The organism is Aeromonas enterica (assembly GCF_054052465.1).
Genome location: NZ_JBSTYL010000011.1, coordinates 1 through 21,373, shown reverse-complemented (window position 1 = coordinate 21,373; position 21,373 = coordinate 1). Strand labels below are relative to the sequence as shown.

Sequence of the window (21,373 nt, the reverse complement as noted above, 5' to 3'; positions counted from 1 at the left end):
GTCTAATTAGAGAGGGCCCACGGCCATCTCTTGCTATTTGTTTTGCAGGTCAGTGCAAACACACTGCTTGTATTTATTGCCGCTGCCACAGGAGCTCGGTTCGTTACGGCCTATCTTGATGGGCACCACTACTACTTGAGGCCGTGGCTTGCTCTTCTCTTGTAGGTGGACAGCTGGATGGTCGCTGCCAGACAGCGACTATGCTAAATAACTGTTCCTGATAGTGCTACATCTTGTCGGAAGCCTTGTGGTGCAAGGCATCCCCACTATCGGATGGAAAAGCTTGACGTAACAACGCCATCGGCAAGTAGACAAGGGGGTATCCTTATCTCCTGTCTCTGCTGCTATTGGCTCAGAACTTGATACATAGACCATTGCTTGTCCCAGAGCTGTCTATTTCATCCAGAGGCTTGAATGTGTATACCCTCAACGAGCAGTGTTCAATTTTGGAAAACTTAGTTCGCCAGAATACGCAACATTAATGAAGCAAAACTGAATGCTGTCTGTATGCCAGTGTGATCACCCTCACCCACGTCAAATATCACCAACTCCATTCGTAATTACTCAATAAGTGAGCATTGTTAGCTCATATAATCCTCATCTTCGCATCACAGATGCATCTTTATGGGGTAAGCACATATCGTGTTTATGACCCCTGATATTGATGATACAGAGGATAAATATGATAAAAAGCCCACTCCCTGCGGTCAGTGTGTTGAGCACGGTATTGCTTAGCTCAGCCCTGATAAGCCCTTCCGCCTCGGCGACAAACCAGTCCAACGAACATGCCTATCTTGGGGCTCGACTGGGGTGGAGCCATTTTCAGGACGCCTGCAATGCAGATGCCACCCAATGTCAGGATGATACGCTGGGGGCTGGCATATTGGCGGGTTACCGTTTCAATCATTGGTTGGCCATTGAAGGGGCATTGACGGATTACGGCAATCCGGATGCCCGCTATGGCGACCAGACCGCCGCTGCATCCCTCTGGGGGAGTGAACTGACTGCGCGCTTCGATTATGGCCTGACCGACTCGCTGGCAGCCTATACCCGCTTAGGTGTCTCCTACCTCAACATGGAGAAAGATACCCAACACGGCACCAGCCAAATCCATCAATCCGATATTGCCTGGAATCCGATGCTGGCCGTTGGCATGGAGTGGGCGCTGTCACGCGAGCTGTCCCTAAGGGCCGAGTATCAATACATCGATGGGGCTGGCTCCGACCTGCTGGGCCAATCCGACCTGCACTACACCTCGCTGGGCATGAGCTATCACTTCGGTCAGCAAGGTGCGGCGGCGCCCGTGGCGGCCACCATTCCTGTGGCGATGGAAAAAGCACCTACTTCTAGGGAAGTGACGCTGTCCGGCGACATGACCTTTGCCGATAACAGCAGTGAGCTGAGCCACCCAGATGCGCTCGCCCCGCTGGCCGCACAACTGACCCGCTACGATACGGGCCGGATTTATATCACCGGTCACACCGACAGTCGCGGCTCTGCGACCTACAACGACCAACTCTCTGCCGCTCGCGCGATGGCCGTATCCGATTATCTGGTCAGCAAAGGGGTATCTCCCCAGCGGATAACGGTGAAAGGCATGGGAGAACGTGCACCCGTCGCGGATAACCGCACCCCAGCAGGGCAAGCCGCCAACCGTCGGGTCGAGGTCTCCTTTACCACCACCGTATTGCAAGATAAGGATGCGATGTAATGAAAATTGACACCATCAAGGTACTGTTACCCTCCGCATTCTCGGCCCTGCTGTTGGGCTGCGGCAATGGGGACACCGGGTTGCTCGGTACTGGCGACGGCGGCACAACCCCGCCAGCGGTCAACGCGGCACCACAGGCGCTGGATGTCTCAACCTATTCGGCATTGCTTGATATCCCCACCGTGTTTTTGACCGGGCGCTATGCCGATGCGGAAGGTGATGCCCCCGATAAACCACTGTATCGCTGGCTGCGTGATGGCGTGGCCATCCCGGGAGAGACCCATGCTTCCTTGGGCTTGTCGCTGGCGGAGTTTACCGGTGCAAGCTCCACCAATATTCAGGGGTGTGTGACACCAAGGGCGCTGGCCGGGGAGTTGGTGGGCAGCGAAGTGTGCACCGCCTTTGTGCCCCAGACACAGGCCCCCGGCAGTGAGGCGCCCAGTGCGGATGTCTCGGCCAGCAGTGACCAGCCGCTCAACCCGACGTGGGTCACCGCCAGCTATACCTATTTTTCCCCCACTGGTATTCCGGAAGGGAGTAGTCGCTTCGTCTGGTTGCAGCGGGATACTGCCGGCATGATACAAGTCCTCAAGCACTGCACGCCCGGCGCGGCGTGCGAGATGCCCGTCACCAGTGCGATGGATGGCTATGAGCTGGGCGCTGCGGTGGCCCCTGCCGACAGCAACGGTGCTTATGGCAATGGCGATATCGACTGGCTCAAGTTGAACTACAACACGGCGCCAGCCTTTACCTCCCTGAAGGTCTATGGCGGCGCCTCGGGAACCCAAGCCAAGTTGTTTGCCGTTGCGCAATACGAAGATGCAGACGGGGATGTGCAAGGCATCAGCCGCTACCAATGGCAGCTGGAGGGGGTGGATATTGCGGGGGCGACCAATGCCGTGCTGGATGTGAAGCCCAACATGGTAGGGAAAACCCTGACGGTCAAGGCAACGCCGGTCGCCATCAGTGGCATCACCGACGGTGCGACCGTCAGTGCGGACTTCAACTCCCAGGCGCCCTCCTTCCCCTCTGGGGTGACACCACCCAGCGCCACCGTGACCATCAGTGGCGTGCCGGTGCTGGGCAACACCCTGAGTGCCAGTTACAGCTATGCGCCGGGTACCGGCGGCGATACCTCTGAAGGGGAGTCGGTCTTTGCCTACTACGGCCAGGCTTATTACAGCGGCATGGTGCACTACCTGCCATGCGCATCCGGGGCGGGCGTCGCGTGCGAGCTGACCGTGGCCCCCGCGCTGGAAAACAGCACCATTAATGCCTGCGTCATCCCGGTGGCCCACAACGGCAGTTACGGTGCCATGGCCTGCGATCAGGTCGTCGCCGAGAAGGGCACTCCGCCGGTGGTCTCTGTCATCGGTACTAGTACTGCTCAAGCCGCTTTGCGCCAGGATGGCTCTGTGGTGACCTGGGGCACAGCAGGCTCTGGTGGCGATAGTAGTGCAGTGGCCAGCCAATTGGATGGCTCAGTGCCGGTGATATCGGTAGCAGCGAGCGCTTACGCGATGGCAGCCTTGCGGGCCGATGGCTCAGTGGTGAGCTGGGGCAGCAGTTCAAGTGGCGGCGACAGCAGTCTGGTCGCTAGCCAACTGGACGGCACCATCCCAGTGATCTCCATCACTCCCAGTCAGAGTTCTTTTGCTGCTTTGCGCCAGAATGGCTCTGTGGTGACCTGGGGGAGTTCAAGCAATGGAGGAAACAGCAACGCGGTCGCGAACCAACTGAACGGCACGATCCCGGTAGTCTCCATCTCCACTGATCACTCCTTTGGTGGCGCCTTTGCTGCCTTGCGCCAGGATGGCTCTGTGGTGACCTGGGGATATGCAAGCCGTGGAGGCGACAGTAGCAGTGTGGCCAGCAAACTAGATGGCACGATACCGGTGACTCAACTTACCGTGACGGCTTATGCTATGGCAGCACTGCGTCAGGATGGGTCTGTGGTGACCTGGGGAGATGCTACCAATGGAGGCAACAGCAGTGCGGTCAGCGCTCAGCTGAATGACAGCACCAATCCGGTAGTCTCGATTCATCATGTTGGCACCACTGCCTTTGCAGCCCTGCGCCAGGATGGCTCGGTGGTGACCTGGGGAGATGCAACCAAAGGAGGTGATAGCAGTGCGGTAGCGAACCAATTGAATGGCTCCGTGCCAGTAGTTGAATTGATCTCGACTAGTCAATCCGCGGTTGCTTTGCGTCAGGATGGGTCCGTGGTGGCGTGGGGATTTGATAATGATATTTCTACGGTGGCCCATCTGCTGGATGGCTCAGTCAAGGTGGTAGAGGTAGTTGGGGGAGGTTGGATCAAAGCTGCACTCCGAGAAGATGGGTCCGTCGTCACTTGGGGTAGTGAAGGCACCGGTCTGTTGGGCGAATTTAATGCCAGTCATCGAGCTGTCAAGCTCTATGGCGTTTCAAAAAATATCAGTGTTCTTGCCGAAGATGGTTCAGTGATGACTATTGGTAGTTCCAGTTACGGCTATATGAGCGAAGCAGTAGCCGAACTGCTCAACGGCGATAACCCAGCGTGGACGGTTACTGATACCTTTGAAAATAATTACAATTCCATAGCCGCCATTCGCAAAGATGGCTCGGTCGTGACTTGGGGAAAAAGCACTTACAGCGACAGCTCGGCAGTGGCCGATGAAATCTTGACTGCCAAGTTTGTCCCTTATGACGCGGCTATCGACACCGACCGGGATGGCATCAGCAACCGCGATGAAATGGCTGGCTGCGTCGTGCCCTACTCCACAGTTGGTCAGCAACCCTGCACCATACCCGGCCGCCCGGACAGTGATAATGATGGGGTGTGGGATGGCCTTGAAATCCGCCTCGGTCAAAATCCCTTGCAGCGCAACACCACAGTGTTTAATGGGAGTAATGAAGTGACAGGGGATGATGGCCTGGATGATATCAATGGTGATGGTTTCCCTGATTATTTCACTCTCCCTTCAGCCGGCTTGAACGTGCCGCAATAAGCATTTTTCGGTTACATATCCCGACCTGAAACAGTAATAAACGGCTCTCTATCATGAGAGCCGTCATTCTCTTATTGTTATAACTTCGATGAAATGAGATTTATATGCTCGCATCAATTTGTACGCTTCGTCAAATATCAGTATCCGTCACCACAGCGGCATCATGTTTGATAGTGGGCTTTAGCGCCCTATATTATCAGCAAATATATGACTTCAAACGCTGGTCTGAAACCTCAGTGTCCCAAGCCATTTCAATTATTGACCAAGCACTGGATTACTCCATCGGTATCAATGAAAAAATGTTAGGCCTTGGCAATTTAAGTTGTGATGAGGTCAGACCTACTCTACGAGACGCAGTGGCCACCACTCCTTACGTCAGAACAGTAAATGTCATTAGAGATGATTTTATCTATTGTGGGTCGTATACAGGTGACAAGAAAATATATATGCCGGGTGATTACCATATCAAGCTGGTGTCAGGGACTCCCATGATGCCAACCAGGGGAGGGTTGGTCATCAAAAGTCATGCTCAAGACATGGCCGCTGTCAGTGTTATTGACGCCATCTACATCAAAATTCTCCTTGGGATGGCAGTGCATAACAATGCTCTTCTCATTAATGTCGAGGATGCATGGATAGATATGTCAGGGGCATTTTTTGATGAACAACCTAACATTTATGACATGTTTGGCATGAACAAAAAATCCGAAAAATATCCATATTCAATATATGCAACTTATGGTCAAGTTAATTTTTTAGATTATTTGATAAAAAACAATGGATATGTTGTGATGTTGCTTGTTTTTATTTCTGCCTTGTTATCTGCATATACATGGTATCGCACAGGACAGCCACTGTCACTCCAGAAGGATCTGCAACGAGCAGTTAAAAATAACGAGTTTGTGCCCTACTTGCAGCCATTGGTTGATGGCCAAACGGGGGCCTTGGTTGGAGCAGAGGTTTTAGTCAGATGGATGCACCCCCAAACAGGGTTGATCACTCCCGACTTTTTTATTTCTCAGGCCGAGACATCTGGGCTCATCAATACAATCACATCGAGTCTTATGCAACAGGTATCGACCAAGCTATCGACAAGAGTTGACGATTTACCTGCCAGCTTTCATATTGGATTCAACATAAGCGCACAGCAGTGTCATAGTAGTGACTTATTAGTTGATTGCAAAAGGTTTATATCTCACTTTCCAAGGTACAGTAACATATTATTTCTTGAATTGACCGAGCGAACCTTGCTGGAAGATGATGTAAAGACACGAGATTTTTTTTCATTAGTTAAGGGGATGGGTATCAAGCTAGCCCTCGATGACTTTGGTACCGGCCAATCGAGTTTGGCATACTTGCAGAAATTTTCTTTTGATTATCTAAAAATAGACAAGCAATTTGTTTCAATGATTGACTCCAATGCCATATCATCGCCTCTGTTGGATACATTGATCGACTTGGCTGAAAATTTGGACATGATACTGGTTGCTGAGGGAGTCGAGACAATAGAGCAAAAAAATTATTTATCCTCTAAAGGTGTGAGCATGATGCAAGGGTACCTCATTGGAAAGCCTATCCCAATCGATGAGTTTGTTGCCGCTTGGTTGTGATACATTTTATATTGATGTCAGTAGTCATCTATATTAATGATGAAAAATAAAAATCGGTGCGTTGTACCAAGGTTTTGATAGTTTTGCTGCAATATATTGGCTAGTGGAATTAATATTCATGAGGGTGAGTTTATTCGTTATTCAGCAGATAATAAGGGTGTTAACAGGATAATTGTGGGTGATCAAAATGGGGTTCTGCGTGCTAAGGTGGGTGTTGTTTCCCAAATCCACATGTCTTGAATGGAACTAACTGAGGAGGCGGTGATCTGATCACCACCATTCCCTTCAAGTCAGCATTCATGGGCAAGGCGCTTCACCCCATCACTAATTGGTCTCAATATAACAAGTCTCTGATTTATCGTGGCTCTCTCGCCTTCTGGGTGGATGCCGCCGCCATGAACAACTGGTTCCACCACGACCATCATGGGTGACGGGGCCGCAGCCAGCTCTACACCGACCAGAGCATCTCAACCTTCCTGATGCTCAAAGGGATTTTCAGCCTCACTCTGCGAGCAACTCAGGGGCTACTCGACTCCCTGTTCGAACTGATGAATGTGCCGCTGTGTGCCCCGGACGGTAGCTGTGTCAGCAAGCGGGCCCGTAAAGTGAAGGTGGCCTATCGGCAGCCATCCAGGGGGCGTATCACAGGCCTGGTTATCGACTCGACCGGCCTCAAGGTATTTGGAGAAGGCGAGTGGAAAGTCAGGAAATACGGGGCAGAAAAGCGCCGAGTCTGGCGCAAGTTGCATCTGGCGGTAAACCCGGAGACTCACGATATTGTGGCGGCGGAAGTGTCGTTGGAGAATGTTCATGATACTGAGGTGCTGCCAACATTACTGAACCCACTTCGTCGCAAGCTGGGCCGTGTTTATGCGGATGGCGCCTATGACAGCAAAGCCAGCCATCAGTTGATAGCGCGTAAAGGGGCGGCAGCCTGTATCCCGCCTCGCAAGAACGCTGGGCTATGGGAAAAGGGACATCCGAGAAATGAGGCTCTGCTGGTGATGCGAAAGGAAGTACAAGCGCACTGGAAGAAGATATCGGGGTATCACCGTCGCTCGTCGGCAGAAACAGCGATGTCGTGGTTCAAGCAGCTAATGGCAGGCAAAATCAGACTGCGAAAATACAACGGCCAGGTAGGAGAAGTGATGGCGTATGTGAGCGCGATAAACAAACTGAACACCCTTGGTCTGCCTGTCAGAAAGCCCCGAGAGTAGCTGTCACTGGGGCTGGGGGCGTTGTAACCTGATTGCTGATTTAGGAAACAACGCCGTTTTGATGATATGAGATTGAAATGGATTGAACGGTGTTTATTTATAACATTTTGATTTAAAGTGATTATTTGAAATTGCATGACTGGTTTTAGACTATATTATGGCGGGCGGTCTCTCCGCCATCTTTTGAAAAAGCCCGGTCGATGATTCGACCGGGCTTTTTGCATTTCTTGTTCTGGCGTGGGCGTATAGGTGTGTCAGGCCATGCTTCTGTCTAGTGTGGCTGATGATGCAATAGGCCTGCTGCCACCATGGCTGTCGTGGCCACCGCACTGCAGCGTGCAGAGTCCGTGCAGCCGGTCGACTCCTGAGCTGTCTGTCCGTCACGATGGTAGATGGAGACACCCTCCTTTATCGTCTCTTCGATCCGGATGTCGGCCAGTGTTTCCGGTTTCACCTTGAGCGGGTTCGCCGAGAGCACCACCATGTCCGCCAGTTTGCCCACTTCCAGCGACCCCTTGCTGCGCTCCTCCTTGTATTGGGTTGCCGCCCACAGTGTTTGCGCCTTCAACCCATCCAGAGCTGAGACCCGCTGATCCGGCCCGATGGCGCGCCCGGTGCGGCTGATCCGGTTGACGGTCGCATAATAGACCCGCATGGCGTCAGGCAATGCCACGGGAGAGTCGTGGTGCGAGGTGAAGATCATCCCCAGTTCACGAGCCCATCCGGTGGGAGAGATATTTTGTGCCCGATCTTTGCCAAGCACGGAGTCACTGTGCCAATCCCCCCAGTAGAAGGTATGCATCGGGAAGAAGGAGGGGAAGATGCCGAGCCGCTGGAACGAGGCGACCTGATCCTTGCGGGCGGTCTGTGCATGTATGGCGATAAAACCACGATCCGGTTTGCCATGTTTCTTTTCGCTGGCTTCAATCCCCTTGATCAACTGATCGATGGCGGCATCACCGTTGACGTGGGTGAGCAGTTGCCAGCTATTGCGTTGAGCCAGTTCGATATAACTGGCGGCCTGCTCATCGCTCATGCTGGGATAACCCTTGTAACCGGCCTTTTGCCCGGCAGGCGGAATAAAATAGGGTTGTGTCAGCCAGGCGGTTTTGCCTTGGGGGGAGCCATCGAGGTTGAGTTTGGCCCCCGCTACCCGGAACCCGTTCAGGTAGTGGTTGGAGTAGTAGGGCGGGGCAATGACATCCCGCGCAATCTGGATATCGGGATAGGCCGCGACATCCAGGGGCAGCTTGGCTTTCTGGGCTAGCTGGTACATGGTCTTGACTGCGGAGGTAGAGGCTCGCCCCTCTTGAGCCGTGGTGTAACCGAAGCTGGCATAGAGTGTCATGCCTGCCTTGAAAATCGCCTCGTTTTCTCTGTCGTTCAATTTGGCGAACATCGGCAGCAAGGTGCCAAAGAAGGCTGTTTCCTCCAGTACCCCATTGGGCGTTTTGCCATCCGCCTCACGGCGGATCTTGCCCCCTTCCGGATCTTTGCTGTCGGGTTCGAATCCGGCCAGCGCCAGTGCCTTGCTATTGAGTGTCGCGAGGTGCCCAGACTGGTGAATGATGAGCACAGGGAGATCCTGTGATACGGCATCCAGTTCCTGACGGGTGGGGTGGCGCCCTTCCTTGAGCTGGGAGTCGTCATAGCCGAAACCCAGTATGATCCCGTGCTCCCTGTTTTGCGGCTTGGCGACCCAGTTTCGTAGCGATTGTTGCAGGGTCGCTATGCTGGTCACTGCCCCATCCGGTGGGGCCAGCAGATTGGCGGAGAGCGCCTGGATCCCGGTGTTGAAGACATGACCATGGGCATCGATAAAGCCCGGGATCAAGGTTTTTCCCTGCAAGTCGATCACGCGGGTTTCACCATCTCGCAGCTTGAGGATATCGCGCTCGCTGCCCAGCGCCAGGATCCGGCCATTCTTGATGGCCAGCGCCTGCGCCGTCGGCGCCGCATCATTGACGGTAACGATATCGCCACCGAGATAAATGGTCTGGGCGGTGGGTTTGGCTGGGCTGGCGGCATTGGCTGAACTGGCCGCCAGCAATGCGATGGCGATAGGGGTGATTTTCATTTGGCATGCTCCATGCTGAAAGGTCACTGGGGAAAGTGGCAACGGCACCTGCCCAATCAGGCTTTTTCGAAGTAAATATGTCGAATATACAAGGATATACCTCGCTCAAATGTGACGTGGCAACGAAATTGACAAGGTCCATCATAAAAGAAGAGGGCCTGTCTTTGCGGCTCGGGGCTATGGGCCAGATGGTGTTCGCGGTAACGAGATATGATGGCGTTACAACCTGTAACGCCAGTGTGCGGATCTTCCTCTGGGTTGTCGTGGTCTGAGAATCATTCTTCACATCCCTGCCGAGTGCGACTCCAATCGCCCCATTCTATGGAAGGGGAGGCCGTGCTCAGATCAATCCAGCATTCAGTTGTCTCATTAAAGCCATCCGAATTTGGGAACCCAGGGCATCGTGAACCATAGTGCGTGGGATATGCTTGTTCGATGTGTTTTTGATAGATTCGCCTTTGGATTTCCAGGCGTATTGGTTTGCTCATCCGCCACTATTATCTATTCCACAGTTGCGCATGGCACTACACACTCGAGTTTAATTATAATTACCTCACTTAATAAATAATCATGTTCATACAGCTAGCATTCAGGTTGTCACATTGATGCCACAGTTGAAATATCTGCTCTTTTCATATAAAGACTTGAAATAAAACATGAAATAAAAGTCATGGTTCGATATTGATGATTATGTTGGTAGAGGCTTGTTTGCATAATGATAATTTTTTTGTCATCGCCCATTCATAAATAGACGCTAGTGTTTGTTGTCACCATTGAGGGTGAATTGATAATTGGATTGGATAGCATGAAATATGTAACGGAAAGGTTTTTAATCTTACTGCGCTTATTGGTGGTCGTAGGTTCAGTGCTATTTTTTTGGGGGTGTAATGAAAATAGCACTGAGCAACCGGAAACCATCGAACCACCAATAATTATTGAGCCAAATGAGGTGCATTGTCCACCACAATAATAACATTTACTAAAGGTCTGCAAAGAGGCATTTTAAATGAAAGATGATACAAACAAGAGTCGACGTGCATTTCTGAAGTTGTCCGGCGTCAGTGCAGCTATGGCGGCTACAGCCAGTTTTATTCATCCATCGATTGCCAAGGCATTGAGTATCCCAGCTAATAACTCAAGCGGGACGATTATGGATGTAGAGCATATTATTGTCCTGATGCAGGAAAATAGAAGCTTCGACCATTATTTTGGCACTATGACGGGGGTTCGCGGGTTTGGCGATCGCCACCCGATACCTACCGTCAATGGGGATATCTGGTGGCAACGTTTTGAGCAAGAAGGAGATACTCGCTTGCTCACGCCTTATCATCTGGACAGTCGCCTTGGCAATGCTCAACGTGTGGATGGTACACCTCACTCATTTAATGATGCTCAGCAAGCATGGCATGAGGGGAGGATGGATGCATGGCCAACATATAAACAGCAACAATCCATGGGCTATTATAATGAGGCCGAGGTCCAGTTCCAGTTTGCATTGGCAAATGCATTTACAATCTGCGATGCATATCATTGCTCCTTCCATGGTGGTACCAATCCTAATCGCCTGTTTTTATGGACAGGGATAAATCATCATGCCGATGATCCAAATCCACCAGCTATAGATAACAGTTTTGACTCTCTTGGAAGCCCAAATGAAGGATATCAGTGGCGCACTTATCCGGAGCGTCTTGAAGATGCGGGGATCCGGTGGAAAGTATATCAAAATTTACCCGACAACTTCACAGATAATGCCCTTTCCGGGTTTGTTAACTATCGTTTGGCAAACAAGCAAAAAGGTAATTTGGCAAACGGTTTTCCCTACCCTGGCTGGAAACCAGATGACGAGGGGATAAGCCCGTTATTGAAAGGTGTCAGCAACACTATGCCTGATTTGGGGTTTCTGGCATCTTTGCGTGAAGATATTGCCGCGGGAACCTTGCCGCAAGTTTCCTGGATTGTCGCACCGGCAAAATATTCTGAACATCCTGGGCCATCAAGCCCGGTGCAAGGTGGCTGGTATATGCAAGAAGTGCTTGATGCATTGACCGAACGGCCCGAGGTGTGGAGCAAAACGGTACTGATCATCAATTTTGATGAGAATGATGGATTTTTTGACCATCTGCCGCCGCCTACACCACCCACTATCCTCGATGACAATGCACAGGGTATCTGCAATCTGGATGCAAAAGATGAATATCATGGCGACGGCCGTCCTTATGGTCCGGGTCCCAGGGTGCCGGCACTCGTTGTGTCGCCTTGGAGTCGTGGCGGATGGGTCAACTCTCAAGTATTCGATCATACCTCTGTGTTGCGTTTCATAGAGGCCCGTTTTGGTGTGGCAGAAGAGAATATAAGCCCGTATCGTCGTGCTATTTGTGGTGATATGCAGTCGACGCTCAATTTCAGCAATCCCAATGATGAAACCATTCCCACCCTGCCAATGATCGAAAAATCACAAGCCAATGCGTTAGTAAAACAACAAGAAGCGATGGCTCAGGTTTTGCCGCCTGCGGTAGAAAAACAGCAGCTCCCTATACAGACCATTGGTATTCGACCTTCCAGAGCATTGCCCTACGAGTTGCATGTCAATGCTGAGCAGTTGACGGCAGACAGGGTGATGCTGAAGATGAGTAACACTGGGTCACAAGGGATGCTTATTCATGTTTATAACAAGCTTGAGCTGGATGCCGTGCCTCGGCGCTATGCCATCGATAGCCAGGAAACACTCGAAGATGAGTGGCTGATCGATCCGGAGCTGGGTTATGATCTTTGGTTATTGGGTCCCAATGGTTACCATCGTGCTTTTGCAGGAACCGCCAGTCTTGATCATTATATGGAAGTGAGTGTTTGTTACGACCTGACGGAGCCTGCATTGTTACTGACTCTCTCCAATCATTCAGATAATCCGCTCACACTGACACTGGATAACCGCGTATATCTTGGTAATCAATCGACATTGACATTGACACCACGAGAGGAGCGGAAAGAACGGATTGACTGTATCAAACAGGCGGGATGGTATGACTTTACCATTCATTCTGATGCTGGTCTTATGCGCCGTTATGCAGGGCGTATCGAGACCGGCAAGCATAGCGTGTCAGATCCCATGATGGCAGTCATTGGATAGAAGACGATTTTATAAAATTAAAATATACCCATCGATAAAACTATCATGTTTTATTGGTGGGGTATTTTATTTATTGGAAATACAAGAAATATAAACGTATATATTATGAAATCTGTTTTAGTGTTTGTTGAAAGAGATTGGATGACGCGCTTGCGTTGCCGAGGTCAGTTTCGTCAAAGTGGCGAATCATGTCAGTTGATGGCATAGCCTTGCCAAATAACCAGCCTTGAGCAAACTGTACGCCTTTCGCTCTCAAATAATCTGCCTGTGCAGGTATTTCTACACCCTCAGCGACCATTTTTACATTCAATGAATGCGCCATATTAATAATATGTGGTGCGACCAGACTGGACGCTGCATCAAGATGTACTGTGGCGATGAATGATTTGTCAATTTTTATTACATCCACATTCAGGTCTTGCAAATAGGATAGGTTTGAATATCCGGTGCCAAAATCATCTATATATACACAGTGACCAATCGATCTTGTTTTTGATATGATCTCGCTCATTTCACTAACGTTCATAAAACTACGTTCAGTCACCTCTATGCATATTTGCTTCGGCTTCACATCGTATTTTTTCAGATACATGTCAAGCAGGTTCATGGTTTTTTTATTCTGTATGTCAATAGTTGAAAAATTCAGCGAGATATATTTTTGTCGATGTGTTATCAAGTAGTCACCCATTTCAAGAAAAACCAGGTTAAGTAACTCGTGAGTAATATCTGTGATCAGGTTTTTTCTCTCCGCAAGAGGAATGAACACATCGGGTGACATCATGCTGCCATCTGTTCTTCGCCAGCGTAGCAAGGCTTCGGCGCCAACGGGTATATTAGATGACAAGTTTACTATCGGTTGATAGCTGACGCTCAATTTATGCCGTTTTATGGCATCTTGGAGTTGAAAGGTGAGAGAACAGCGGTATCTTAATAATCTCGTGATAAGCCATGAAGCAAGTCCACTTAAACAGACGGAGAGTGGCAGCCATAGCTTCAATTTCTTTAGCAACACGGATTGATATTTATCTACGGGCAGAGACGTTGCTATTGCCACAGGGAATAAATTGCTACGTTGAATAGTATAATACCTGTCATTTTTATACAATGAACTCTCACCATGCTTTAATACTTTCTGAAGGGCTATTTTGTCCATGCCAGACCATGCTGCAATGACAGCATTATTTTTGGTATCAAGCATCATTAATTCATTCTCATCATGCATAGGTGCGATATCTATAAATGATCTGAGATCTATTATTGCTAGATATTGATTATAGCCGAGACCAAACATTTTAAATGCCGGGTAGAGCTGAAAAGGCATGGTATACCAAGCAGAGAAATGCTTCTCGTTTTTCCAGTCTGCTTTTGGAACGGCAATCTGCATACTTTCCCTGAGAGCAGAGCATTCTACTACGGAGTTATTCATATATACCATATCCTGAACATATCTATGTTGCAGCGATATACTTCTTAGCCTTTCTGAATACGGTGCTGAACACTTAATCTCGCTGATCTTGTCAGCCTGTATTAGAGCCACCTGAGCATCAATTAATACTTTTTCTGCTCTGTCCAAGGCTCGCGAAGAAAAACTGTTCAATTGAGACCTGATGTCATCTTCTGCAATCCGATGAGCCAGATAACCAGAAGCTGAAAGGGCTAGGCTTAATGTAATGAAATGTATTGTGAAAGTGATTTGTGGCAAGTTTGACTTCATGGTGATTACCCTGGTTCATGCATTGATTATCCACCGTGTATGGGAATGTAGTATTGAATTTGAATCCTTAAAATACAATGTTGAAAACAACAGAAATAGTCACCTCCCATGGCTTTTTCATCATATAAATGTCATATAAATTATGATGTTACATGCTTTTTGTTGGCTATCAATCCATATAAGTGATTTCGTAAACCATCCTAATGTTTTCGCTTTTTGTCATGAATCAAAATCAATCATGACAGAAAATACTGCCATCGAAACGCTGGCAGCAAATTGAATGCATGTTTCTGTTCGATACTATTTTTGTGAATATATTTTTGGATGTATCTAATTTTAAAGAGGGTGTAATAATGAAAAAAAGCGTCATCACTATGGCCGCCGGTCTGTTGATCATGTCTGCTGGTGCCAATGCGGCCCTGCTGCCGACTCAGGCTGCGGAGACTCTGACTTGGAAAGGCCTGGTGCCGTTTTCTGTCGCGAGCGACGACATTGTCATCACCGGTGAACTGGGTGGCCCGATCCGTGCTGGTTTTCTGAATGTGAAAACAGACGGTACCTTCACCTCCACCGCGATCAATATCGAAGCTCACGAAAATGATGGTGATGCGACCGCACCGGTCGTGGGTCTCCCGATTACCGCAACCTCTGTCGACTGGACGCTGCAATCCTATGCAGTCGATGCCTCTACCACCGATATGAGCGGTGCCAACGTCAAGTTTGTTGCCGATGGCAACGCTCTGGATATCGGTACCAAGGTAAATGACGATTATGCACTGGCTGTCAACGTGTCCAACGATGCTGTTATTCCCGGTATCCAGGCCGGTGAGCGAGTTCAGGTTAGCGCTGTCGTGTCTGCCGAGCTGGGTCTGTAATTACATTTCCAGAGCTGACAAGTCAGTCACTCATGCCCTCGATTGAGGGCATGAGTATAAATAAAGGTTCTGAAACCAAAGTGAGTATTATCGTGACTCATTTTGGCTGGGAATTTTTACATTGAATCAATTCAATGGTTACACAAAAGATTAAATGTAAAACATATTCGGATAACAATAGGTGGGTTTATCGTGAGACTACTATGGCTAGTATGCTTTTTTCTGGTGTCCAAGCCAGTTATATCAGCCGGGTTGAACCATGATTTCAGACCTGTCACCCATCTCAATAAGTTAAATTTCTTTGATTACACCATTACCCGTTTTGAGTTAGAGGATTCTTTTGTGGAGCTGGAGTTTGACAAGGCTCAGAACAAGTTCAAGGACAAGATGATACCCCTGACTATTGAGACAAATATCCCCGAGGCAGAGACTGGATTTGGCTATCAGCTCACATTGGATAGCAATATTTCAACCTGCCAGCGAGATGGTACTGTCATTCAGGAGAACTTCATCAGTGTACTCATCGATGAACAACCATTTGTCAATGGACATATAAATTTTGACAGTTTTCCATTGGTAACCGGTGATGGGTACTTAAAAAATGAAAATATGGTCAAACTGACCAGTCAAGAGATTATTGCACAGGGACTGCGTTGTGGCGGTAGCGTAGTGCTTTTGGCGGAGCTGAACATATGAAATATCTTGCAGTTATGTTGGCTATGTTAATGGCTACATCCGCCAGTTGCTTGGCAAATGATATTGTGCCGCCAGCGGGGTTTGCTGATCTTTATGAACGTCAGGAAATGGTGGCCAAGTTCTATATTGGTGACTCGGATTTCATTGAAGCCAGTATAGAAGGTACATTTGACAGTGTTTTTTTGGCTGCGTCAGAAAAAGACAAGCTCACGGAATTTATGAAGCTGCATTTTGTCGATGAGGCCAGTGCAGAACGTTTTTCCGAGGAACTGGTCAATGGCATGACTTCTTCTGACAAGTGCGTCGGTAGTACCGATTCATGCCAGTTTATCAGCTCCCGTTTTGACATTGTGTATAGTCAGGATGATCAATTTGTTCGACTTTTTATCTCACCTGAACTGATGAGCACCCAGAACGGACAAAAACAATATATATCCGATAAAGTCGGGCGCTCTGCACTGATCTCCAGTAGCGATGTATATGCATCACTGGATCGTTCGGCGAATAGCAGTCTCACTTGGAATAACCTCAGCACACTTCACATGATGGGGGGGCAATTCTTCAGTGATTTTTCATCATCCACCACGGGTGATAACAAGCTTGAGTATAATGAATTCAGTTATACCTATGCGATTCCAAAATCGAAAGTTCAGCTTGGTTATTTTGGTGAAGATGCTCTCTATGCTTTCAACAGTACTTTGTTGTTGGCCGATGACAGCCGATACAATCAGCTCGCATTGAAGATTGGTTCATCCAATGAATTGGAGCGAGACAATAAAGAAAATAGTAAGCGACTTTATTTTTCATCTCCCTCGGCAGGGCGTGTTCAAGTCCTCAAGGGTGATAAAATTATTCTGAGTGAAAATGCGGTTGCAGGTCAAAACTTTATTTCCTTTTATCGTCTTCCCAAAGGGAATTATGACGCAATAATCCGTGTTTATGTTGGTGACAAAGTTATTCTGGAAGAACATCGCAAGATTTATAATAATAATGATTACAATCTTGCCGTTGGTGAGATGGATTATCAATTCACCTTGGGAAAGTTTATGGGGGGGGACTCTCGTGATACTTCTGATGAGATGATTCATCAATTCAGTGATGAATTCGATGAGCAGGTATTTCTTCGCTCCGATCTGGCCTATAAGTTGAGTGAAGGTACCACGCTTGCCGCCGGATTATTGAACAGCCGAAATTCCTGGTATGCCAAAGCTGCATTGAAATTTGATTTTAATGAAAATTTTTCAACGCATGCATTATATGGCCAATTTGATAATAGCAGCAATTATAGCCAGGCAGGGGTCAGACTATATAATATCTCTGTCGACTGGTCGCAATACAATGATCGAGGGGATAACACCCTTGATGAGCTGGATAACTACTTATTCGGTTTTGGTTCTAATAATGACATATCAGCGAGTTATTATCAGCCGATCGGTACAGGCAATGCTTACGTCACTTACACGAAAGGCAAGGGGATATTGGTCACCGATTACATCTTTAATGAAGACAATGGCTTGGCCAGCAATTATGAAAGTTACAGTGCTGGCTATACATTTCATTGGCTGGCAGACAGCACGATTGATATTAACGTTGGCTACAACAAAAATGAAACATTTGAGAGCGATTATACATTTGGTTTGAATGTATCGATACCAATCACAACGAAAGCCTCTATTAGCATGAATGCCTATACGGGGCGTTCCGGAGGATCTTCATTCAGAACGGCGTATACACGAGATGAGCTTATGTCGTCGAAAAACGCATCGCTGTCTGGAGAAGTTGGTGTGTCTTACGACGGATATCAGAGTACCAATATGGCCACGGACCTGTCTGTCAATGGTAGCTACAATAATGAACTATTGACCAGTAACGCTTATGCCTATGTTGATAGTCGTGGTGAGGCAGGCTTGAATGGTGGTCTCCATACAACGCAGGTGGTTACCTCGAATAATATATTTTCCACCGCAGACAGAGCTGATTCTTATTTATTGGTGAAAAATACTTCGTTGGACTCATCATTATCTGAAAAGAGTGATCGCCTGTTTTCCTCTGTAGTGAAAGTAAAGCGGAATGGAGACCCTGAGGCTGATGTAATTCTGGATGATGATGTCAAGTTATATCCATTAACAAAATATAAAGAGTATCAGGTGTCACTGGATATGGAGAGTTCAGATTATTACAACAATGGTGAGTCCAGTACTATTGCCAGCAGTTATCCTGGCACTCTGGTCAATCTGGATGTAGACCTGCATGAGGTGCGTTCATACATTTCCATCTTTAATGATCTTGAGGGGCGTGCAATTGATACAGTGACATGCAAAGGTGTCGGGTGTGTCAGTGTAGAAGAGCTATCAGATGGTGTTTTCAAATTCAAAGTCAGAATGGGCATGCCTTATGAGCTGCAGGCTAACAATCAACGCTGCCTGATCCCGAATCTCAACATGGTCGGGAATCACAACCTGGGCGAGAATTTCTGTATGCCGCAGTTTGATATAGATGATGAAGGCTATCAGATTGCCAAGGGAAGTGACAAAAACTTCTATTATGTCGGAGAGTATGATGATAAAGGGTTGATGAAAAAATTGATCGCCGGTTTACAGGACGAACCGTTTGAATTTATTACCAAGACGGTAGGGAATCGAGAGTTTCTGTTTCTGAAACTGGACGGCTTCTTGACGGCTGAGCAAGGTTCTAAACTTGATGCGATGAAGGCCTATGCAATTGAAGCCAAGCCTGGTTCAACATACGTACTTAATTGATAGAGGATAAAAAATGAGTAAATATATACCATTCATATTGATGTCGCTGATTTGCAATTATGCCAATGCATTTGCCATTAGCGATATGATGCTTGCCAGTGACAAACATGGTAATGGGACATTTGTCTTGTCAAACAATGACAATCGGGAACCTATTTTTGTCTTGGCGACGGTCAGTCAAGTCAAGGTTGAAAATAACACATTGAAAAAAATCCCGTTGACCAAAGCCAATTTCCCCCTGTGGGATCTGGCTGTCAGCCCTGGCAAGACAATACTCAAGTCTAACGAGGCGAAGACTTTTGCAGTAAAAAGCCTCTGTGAAAAGAATTGTGATTCACCTGTGGATAAAGTGTATCAGCTTAACTTCATTCCCCAGCCATATAAGAAGAACACTGAAGATAAAGCAAGCAAGGTGAACTTTCTATTTGGATTTTCTCCTTACTATATCATTCCGGCAACGGTATCCAAGGTTGATTATGATGTGAGTTATCGGGCGGGTACGATTCACATCAACAACAAGGGGAACACATTTTTGAAGTTGCACGTTAACCGCTGTGAAGTGCTGGCAGACAAGAGCGGATGCCGTAGCACCAATTATGCATTGGCCGGCGTCACCCGTGACTTCAAATTGCCTGCCGGGTTGGCATCAGAGTCCATTAATTTACTGATTGTGAACCATGATGAAAGTTATAGTAAAGAGATGACGCTTCATGACACTACTAAAAAATAGCCTGTTTACTTTACTGGTGTGGTGCATTGCCAGCCAAGCCTCGGCTTTTACCCTGAATGGCAACTTGAAAGGGGATAAATTGCGTTGGCGAAATGCTGTCACCCAAGGGGATTATATCTCTACAAGTTATTGGCAGCCGCTCAGTAATCTGACGCCAACCAGTGCATGGCTCCCTGGATTGTTCAGGGGGGCAACACCTACGAGTATTGTATTGAATAATGCCAGTGGGGAATCGGTTACCGTAGCGCTCTCGGTCGAAGGACTTGAATACAACCGGGGTACTTCTACCTCGTTATTCACGGCGAAGCCAAAGCCATCCTGGGTAGGTTACGGTAATTGCATCACGCAGGAGATGGGTAGCGTGATCAGGTTGATGAAGTCGGGCAGTGGCTTCTGTACATCTGATACTGCTTTTTATAGTGATACTGGCAGTTATACTCCCTTCAGCTTTTTACGGCCGATTATCAAGCTGCCTGATTTGGCCGCTGCATTTTCGAGTGCCGGCGTCGGTGAGGGAACTTATCGTGGTGGTGTTATCGTTAATGGTGTTTATGGCTATATCAGCCCAACCGGTGCTGTGACATACCGAAATGGTGCCATTCCTCTGGATGTTTCTATCCAATATAGTCCCGCTATGCTCACATCGATCAGTGTGAGTGGTTTTGGCATTATTGAACCCGTATATGACAAGGCTGCACTGACTGTATCTGGCACTACGCGATATACGATTACTGCCAACGGCTACTTCAGTAATGGCTTGCACATGGTGTTTGATAACCACTCCGTGACCGATGACTATCAATTAGAGCAAGTAGGAGGGGCCGCTACCATTCCATACTCAATTAGTTGTCCTGAATGTGAATCACCGCAGGTTGTGAACAATGGCATGCTGCAAAATGCAGATAATACGGTTCCTGGGCGTAATGTGACCATGCTGCAATTTCATTTTGATGTTGGTTACAATGATATTCCAGCAGCCAGTATAGAGTCTGGTACATACACTGATGTTTTCACTGTGATGTTTGAGCCGAATTTATGAAATTATTTTTGGGAACCCTGTTTTCTTTGATTGTCATGCCCATGAGTGCGTTGGCAGAAAATTGGTTTATCGAACCTGCCCTCTATGCGGGGAGCAATACAACATTGGGCGTGACGCTGAAATATCAAGCTGATGATAGCGTGCTATTGTGGGGAGCAGGGGGGCGCTATTATAAGCATGATGACATGCGGTTCGATCCTGCGCTTGAATTGTCACTTGCCAGACCATTCTTTGTCACCAAGGATATCGATTTCATCATGGCGGCAGGGGTAAGTGATCTTGATCCCTTTGTCGAATATGCCATGTCGTTTGGAATGACACCTGCCAGCAAACTGATGCTGGGGGGGCGGGTATCATGGATGGATGGGAAAAGCATCAATGAATTGATGTTGGCAATTCAAAAACAATTCTAGGATTTTTATAATCTACCCATATGACACCATAAAAAATGCCATTTCGTTAAAAGTCAAACTGGATTCGTAAATGCCAGAGTTTTCAAGGATGAAATATCAGAAAATCTCTGTAAATGAAGTCCATATTGCACAGTGACAGAACCCGGTGAAAAAACATCCGGGATCTGTAGGTCACTTGTGCTCATGTTTAATTTTGGTGTGCTTTTGTTGGCAGATATACCTGGAACAGAGAGTTGGCATGACGTTACGCGCAATCTTATTGTTATCACTGTCGTTGCTGTTGTCCGCGTGCGGTGGGGGGGCCGACAGTCCTGGGGGAGGGGACACAAGCTCCCCTGCCGAAGTGCAGGCACCGCTGGCGCGAGACAGTTTTGATCAGCTGCTGACGGCCGATCAGCCCAGTGCCAACAACGTC

Annotated in this window: 12 protein-coding genes and 1 pseudogene; 11 read left to right on the top strand and 2 right to left on the bottom strand. The window is 48.1% G+C overall.

Translation table 11 applies throughout. The features are described from left to right. Positions 1-682: 682 nt before the first annotated feature. The 4 genes and pseudogenes from ACW5XD_RS12980 (at position 683) to ACW5XD_RS12965 (ending at position 7,528) form a co-directional block, all read left to right on the top strand. The gene (locus tag ACW5XD_RS12980) at positions 683-1,711 is read left to right on the top strand and encodes an OmpA family protein (protein ID WP_456495244.1); all 1,029 of its coding nucleotides are present in this window, start codon (positions 683-685) and stop codon (positions 1,709-1,711) included. Next, a complete protein-coding gene (locus tag ACW5XD_RS12975) occupies positions 1,711-4,701 on the top strand; it encodes a hypothetical protein (RefSeq protein WP_456495243.1) in 2,991 nt (996 codons plus the stop codon). The genes ACW5XD_RS12980 and ACW5XD_RS12975 overlap by 1 nt, the downstream gene beginning before the upstream one ends. Positions 4,702-4,805: 104 nt before the next feature. Beyond that, positions 4,806-6,311 carry an EAL domain-containing protein gene (locus ACW5XD_RS12970; RefSeq protein WP_456495242.1) on the top strand — a complete coding sequence of 502 codons (1,506 nt, stop codon included), beginning with the start codon at positions 4,806-4,808 and terminating at the stop codon, positions 6,309-6,311. Positions 6,312-6,610: 299 nt separating this feature from the next. Continuing rightward, a pseudogene (locus ACW5XD_RS12965) lies at positions 6,611-7,528 on the top strand (IS5 family transposase). A 271-nt stretch (positions 7,529-7,799) separates the two neighbouring features. Here the strand turns inward: ACW5XD_RS12965 and ACW5XD_RS12960 are convergent. Then, positions 7,800-9,605, bottom strand: coding sequence for an amidohydrolase (locus ACW5XD_RS12960; protein WP_456495241.1), 1,806 nt, complete (start codon positions 9,603-9,605; stop codon positions 7,800-7,802). A gap of 1,006 nt (positions 9,606-10,611) precedes the next feature. Here ACW5XD_RS12960 and ACW5XD_RS12955 point away from each other — a divergent pair. Then, positions 10,612-12,732, top strand: a complete 2,121-nt coding sequence (locus ACW5XD_RS12955) for a phosphocholine-specific phospholipase C (protein WP_456495240.1) — start codon at positions 10,612-10,614, stop codon at positions 12,730-12,732. Positions 12,733-12,835: 103 nt separating this feature from the next. On the opposite strand, the gene ACW5XD_RS12950 is transcribed toward ACW5XD_RS12955, so the two are convergent. Further along, entirely contained in the window at positions 12,836-14,446 is a 1,611-nt protein-coding gene (locus ACW5XD_RS12950) for an EAL domain-containing protein (protein WP_456495239.1), read from the bottom strand. A 284-nt stretch (positions 14,447-14,730) separates the two neighbouring features. Here ACW5XD_RS12950 and ACW5XD_RS12945 point away from each other — a divergent pair, with 284 nt between their 5' ends. From ACW5XD_RS12945 to ACW5XD_RS12920, 6 genes are all read left to right on the top strand, one after another. Further along, positions 14,731-15,321, top strand: coding sequence for a hypothetical protein (locus ACW5XD_RS12945; RefSeq protein ID WP_456495238.1), 591 nt, complete (start codon positions 14,731-14,733; stop codon positions 15,319-15,321). Between the two features lie 192 nt (positions 15,322-15,513). After that, positions 15,514-16,017, top strand: coding sequence for a hypothetical protein (locus ACW5XD_RS12940; RefSeq protein ID WP_456495237.1), 504 nt, complete (start codon positions 15,514-15,516; stop codon positions 16,015-16,017). Further along, positions 16,014-18,776, top strand: a complete 2,763-nt coding sequence (locus tag ACW5XD_RS12935) for a CS1-pili formation C-terminal domain-containing protein (RefSeq protein ID WP_456495236.1) — start codon at positions 16,014-16,016, stop codon at positions 18,774-18,776. The genes ACW5XD_RS12940 and ACW5XD_RS12935 overlap by 4 nt, the downstream gene beginning before the upstream one ends. A gap of 13 nt (positions 18,777-18,789) precedes the next feature. After that, positions 18,790-19,506, top strand: coding sequence for a hypothetical protein (locus tag ACW5XD_RS12930; RefSeq protein WP_456495235.1), 717 nt, complete (start codon positions 18,790-18,792; stop codon positions 19,504-19,506). Further along, complete coding sequence (locus ACW5XD_RS12925) at positions 19,487-20,545, top strand: hypothetical protein (RefSeq protein ID WP_456495234.1); 1,059 nt, start codon at positions 19,487-19,489, stop codon at positions 20,543-20,545. Before ACW5XD_RS12930 ends, ACW5XD_RS12925 begins: the two co-directional genes overlap by 20 nt. Next, the gene (locus ACW5XD_RS12920; RefSeq protein ID WP_456495233.1) at positions 20,542-20,958 is read left to right on the top strand and encodes a hypothetical protein; all 417 of its coding nucleotides are present in this window, start codon (positions 20,542-20,544) and stop codon (positions 20,956-20,958) included. Before ACW5XD_RS12925 ends, ACW5XD_RS12920 begins: the two co-directional genes overlap by 4 nt. Positions 20,959-21,373 lie beyond the last annotated feature (415 nt).

What these genes read in the sequence shown, in the direction of transcription:
- ACW5XD_RS12930 (WP_456495235.1), top strand. Translation starts at nt 18,790, where the DNA reads ATGAGTAAATATATACCATTCATATTGATGTCGCTGATTTGCAATTAT.
- ACW5XD_RS12920 (WP_456495233.1), top strand. Translation starts at nt 20,542, where the DNA reads ATGAAATTATTTTTGGGAACCCTGTTTTCTTTGATTGTCATGCCCATG.
- ACW5XD_RS12970 (WP_456495242.1), top strand. Translation starts at nt 4,806, where the DNA reads ATGCTCGCATCAATTTGTACGCTTCGTCAAATATCAGTATCCGTCACC.
- ACW5XD_RS12950 (WP_456495239.1), bottom strand. Translation starts at nt 14,446, where the DNA reads ATGAAGTCAAACTTGCCACAAATCACTTTCACAATACATTTCATTACA.
- ACW5XD_RS12925 (WP_456495234.1), top strand. Translation starts at nt 19,487, where the DNA reads ATGACACTACTAAAAAATAGCCTGTTTACTTTACTGGTGTGGTGCATT.
- ACW5XD_RS12960 (WP_456495241.1), bottom strand. Translation starts at nt 9,605, where the DNA reads ATGAAAATCACCCCTATCGCCATCGCATTGCTGGCGGCCAGTTCAGCC.
- ACW5XD_RS12955 (WP_456495240.1), top strand. Translation starts at nt 10,612, where the DNA reads ATGAAAGATGATACAAACAAGAGTCGACGTGCATTTCTGAAGTTGTCC.
- ACW5XD_RS12980 (WP_456495244.1), top strand. Translation starts at nt 683, where the DNA reads ATGATAAAAAGCCCACTCCCTGCGGTCAGTGTGTTGAGCACGGTATTG.
- ACW5XD_RS12945 (WP_456495238.1), top strand. Translation starts at nt 14,731, where the DNA reads ATGTTTCTGTTCGATACTATTTTTGTGAATATATTTTTGGATGTATCT.
- ACW5XD_RS12935 (WP_456495236.1), top strand. Translation starts at nt 16,014, where the DNA reads ATGAAATATCTTGCAGTTATGTTGGCTATGTTAATGGCTACATCCGCC.
- ACW5XD_RS12975 (WP_456495243.1), top strand. Translation starts at nt 1,711, where the DNA reads ATGAAAATTGACACCATCAAGGTACTGTTACCCTCCGCATTCTCGGCC.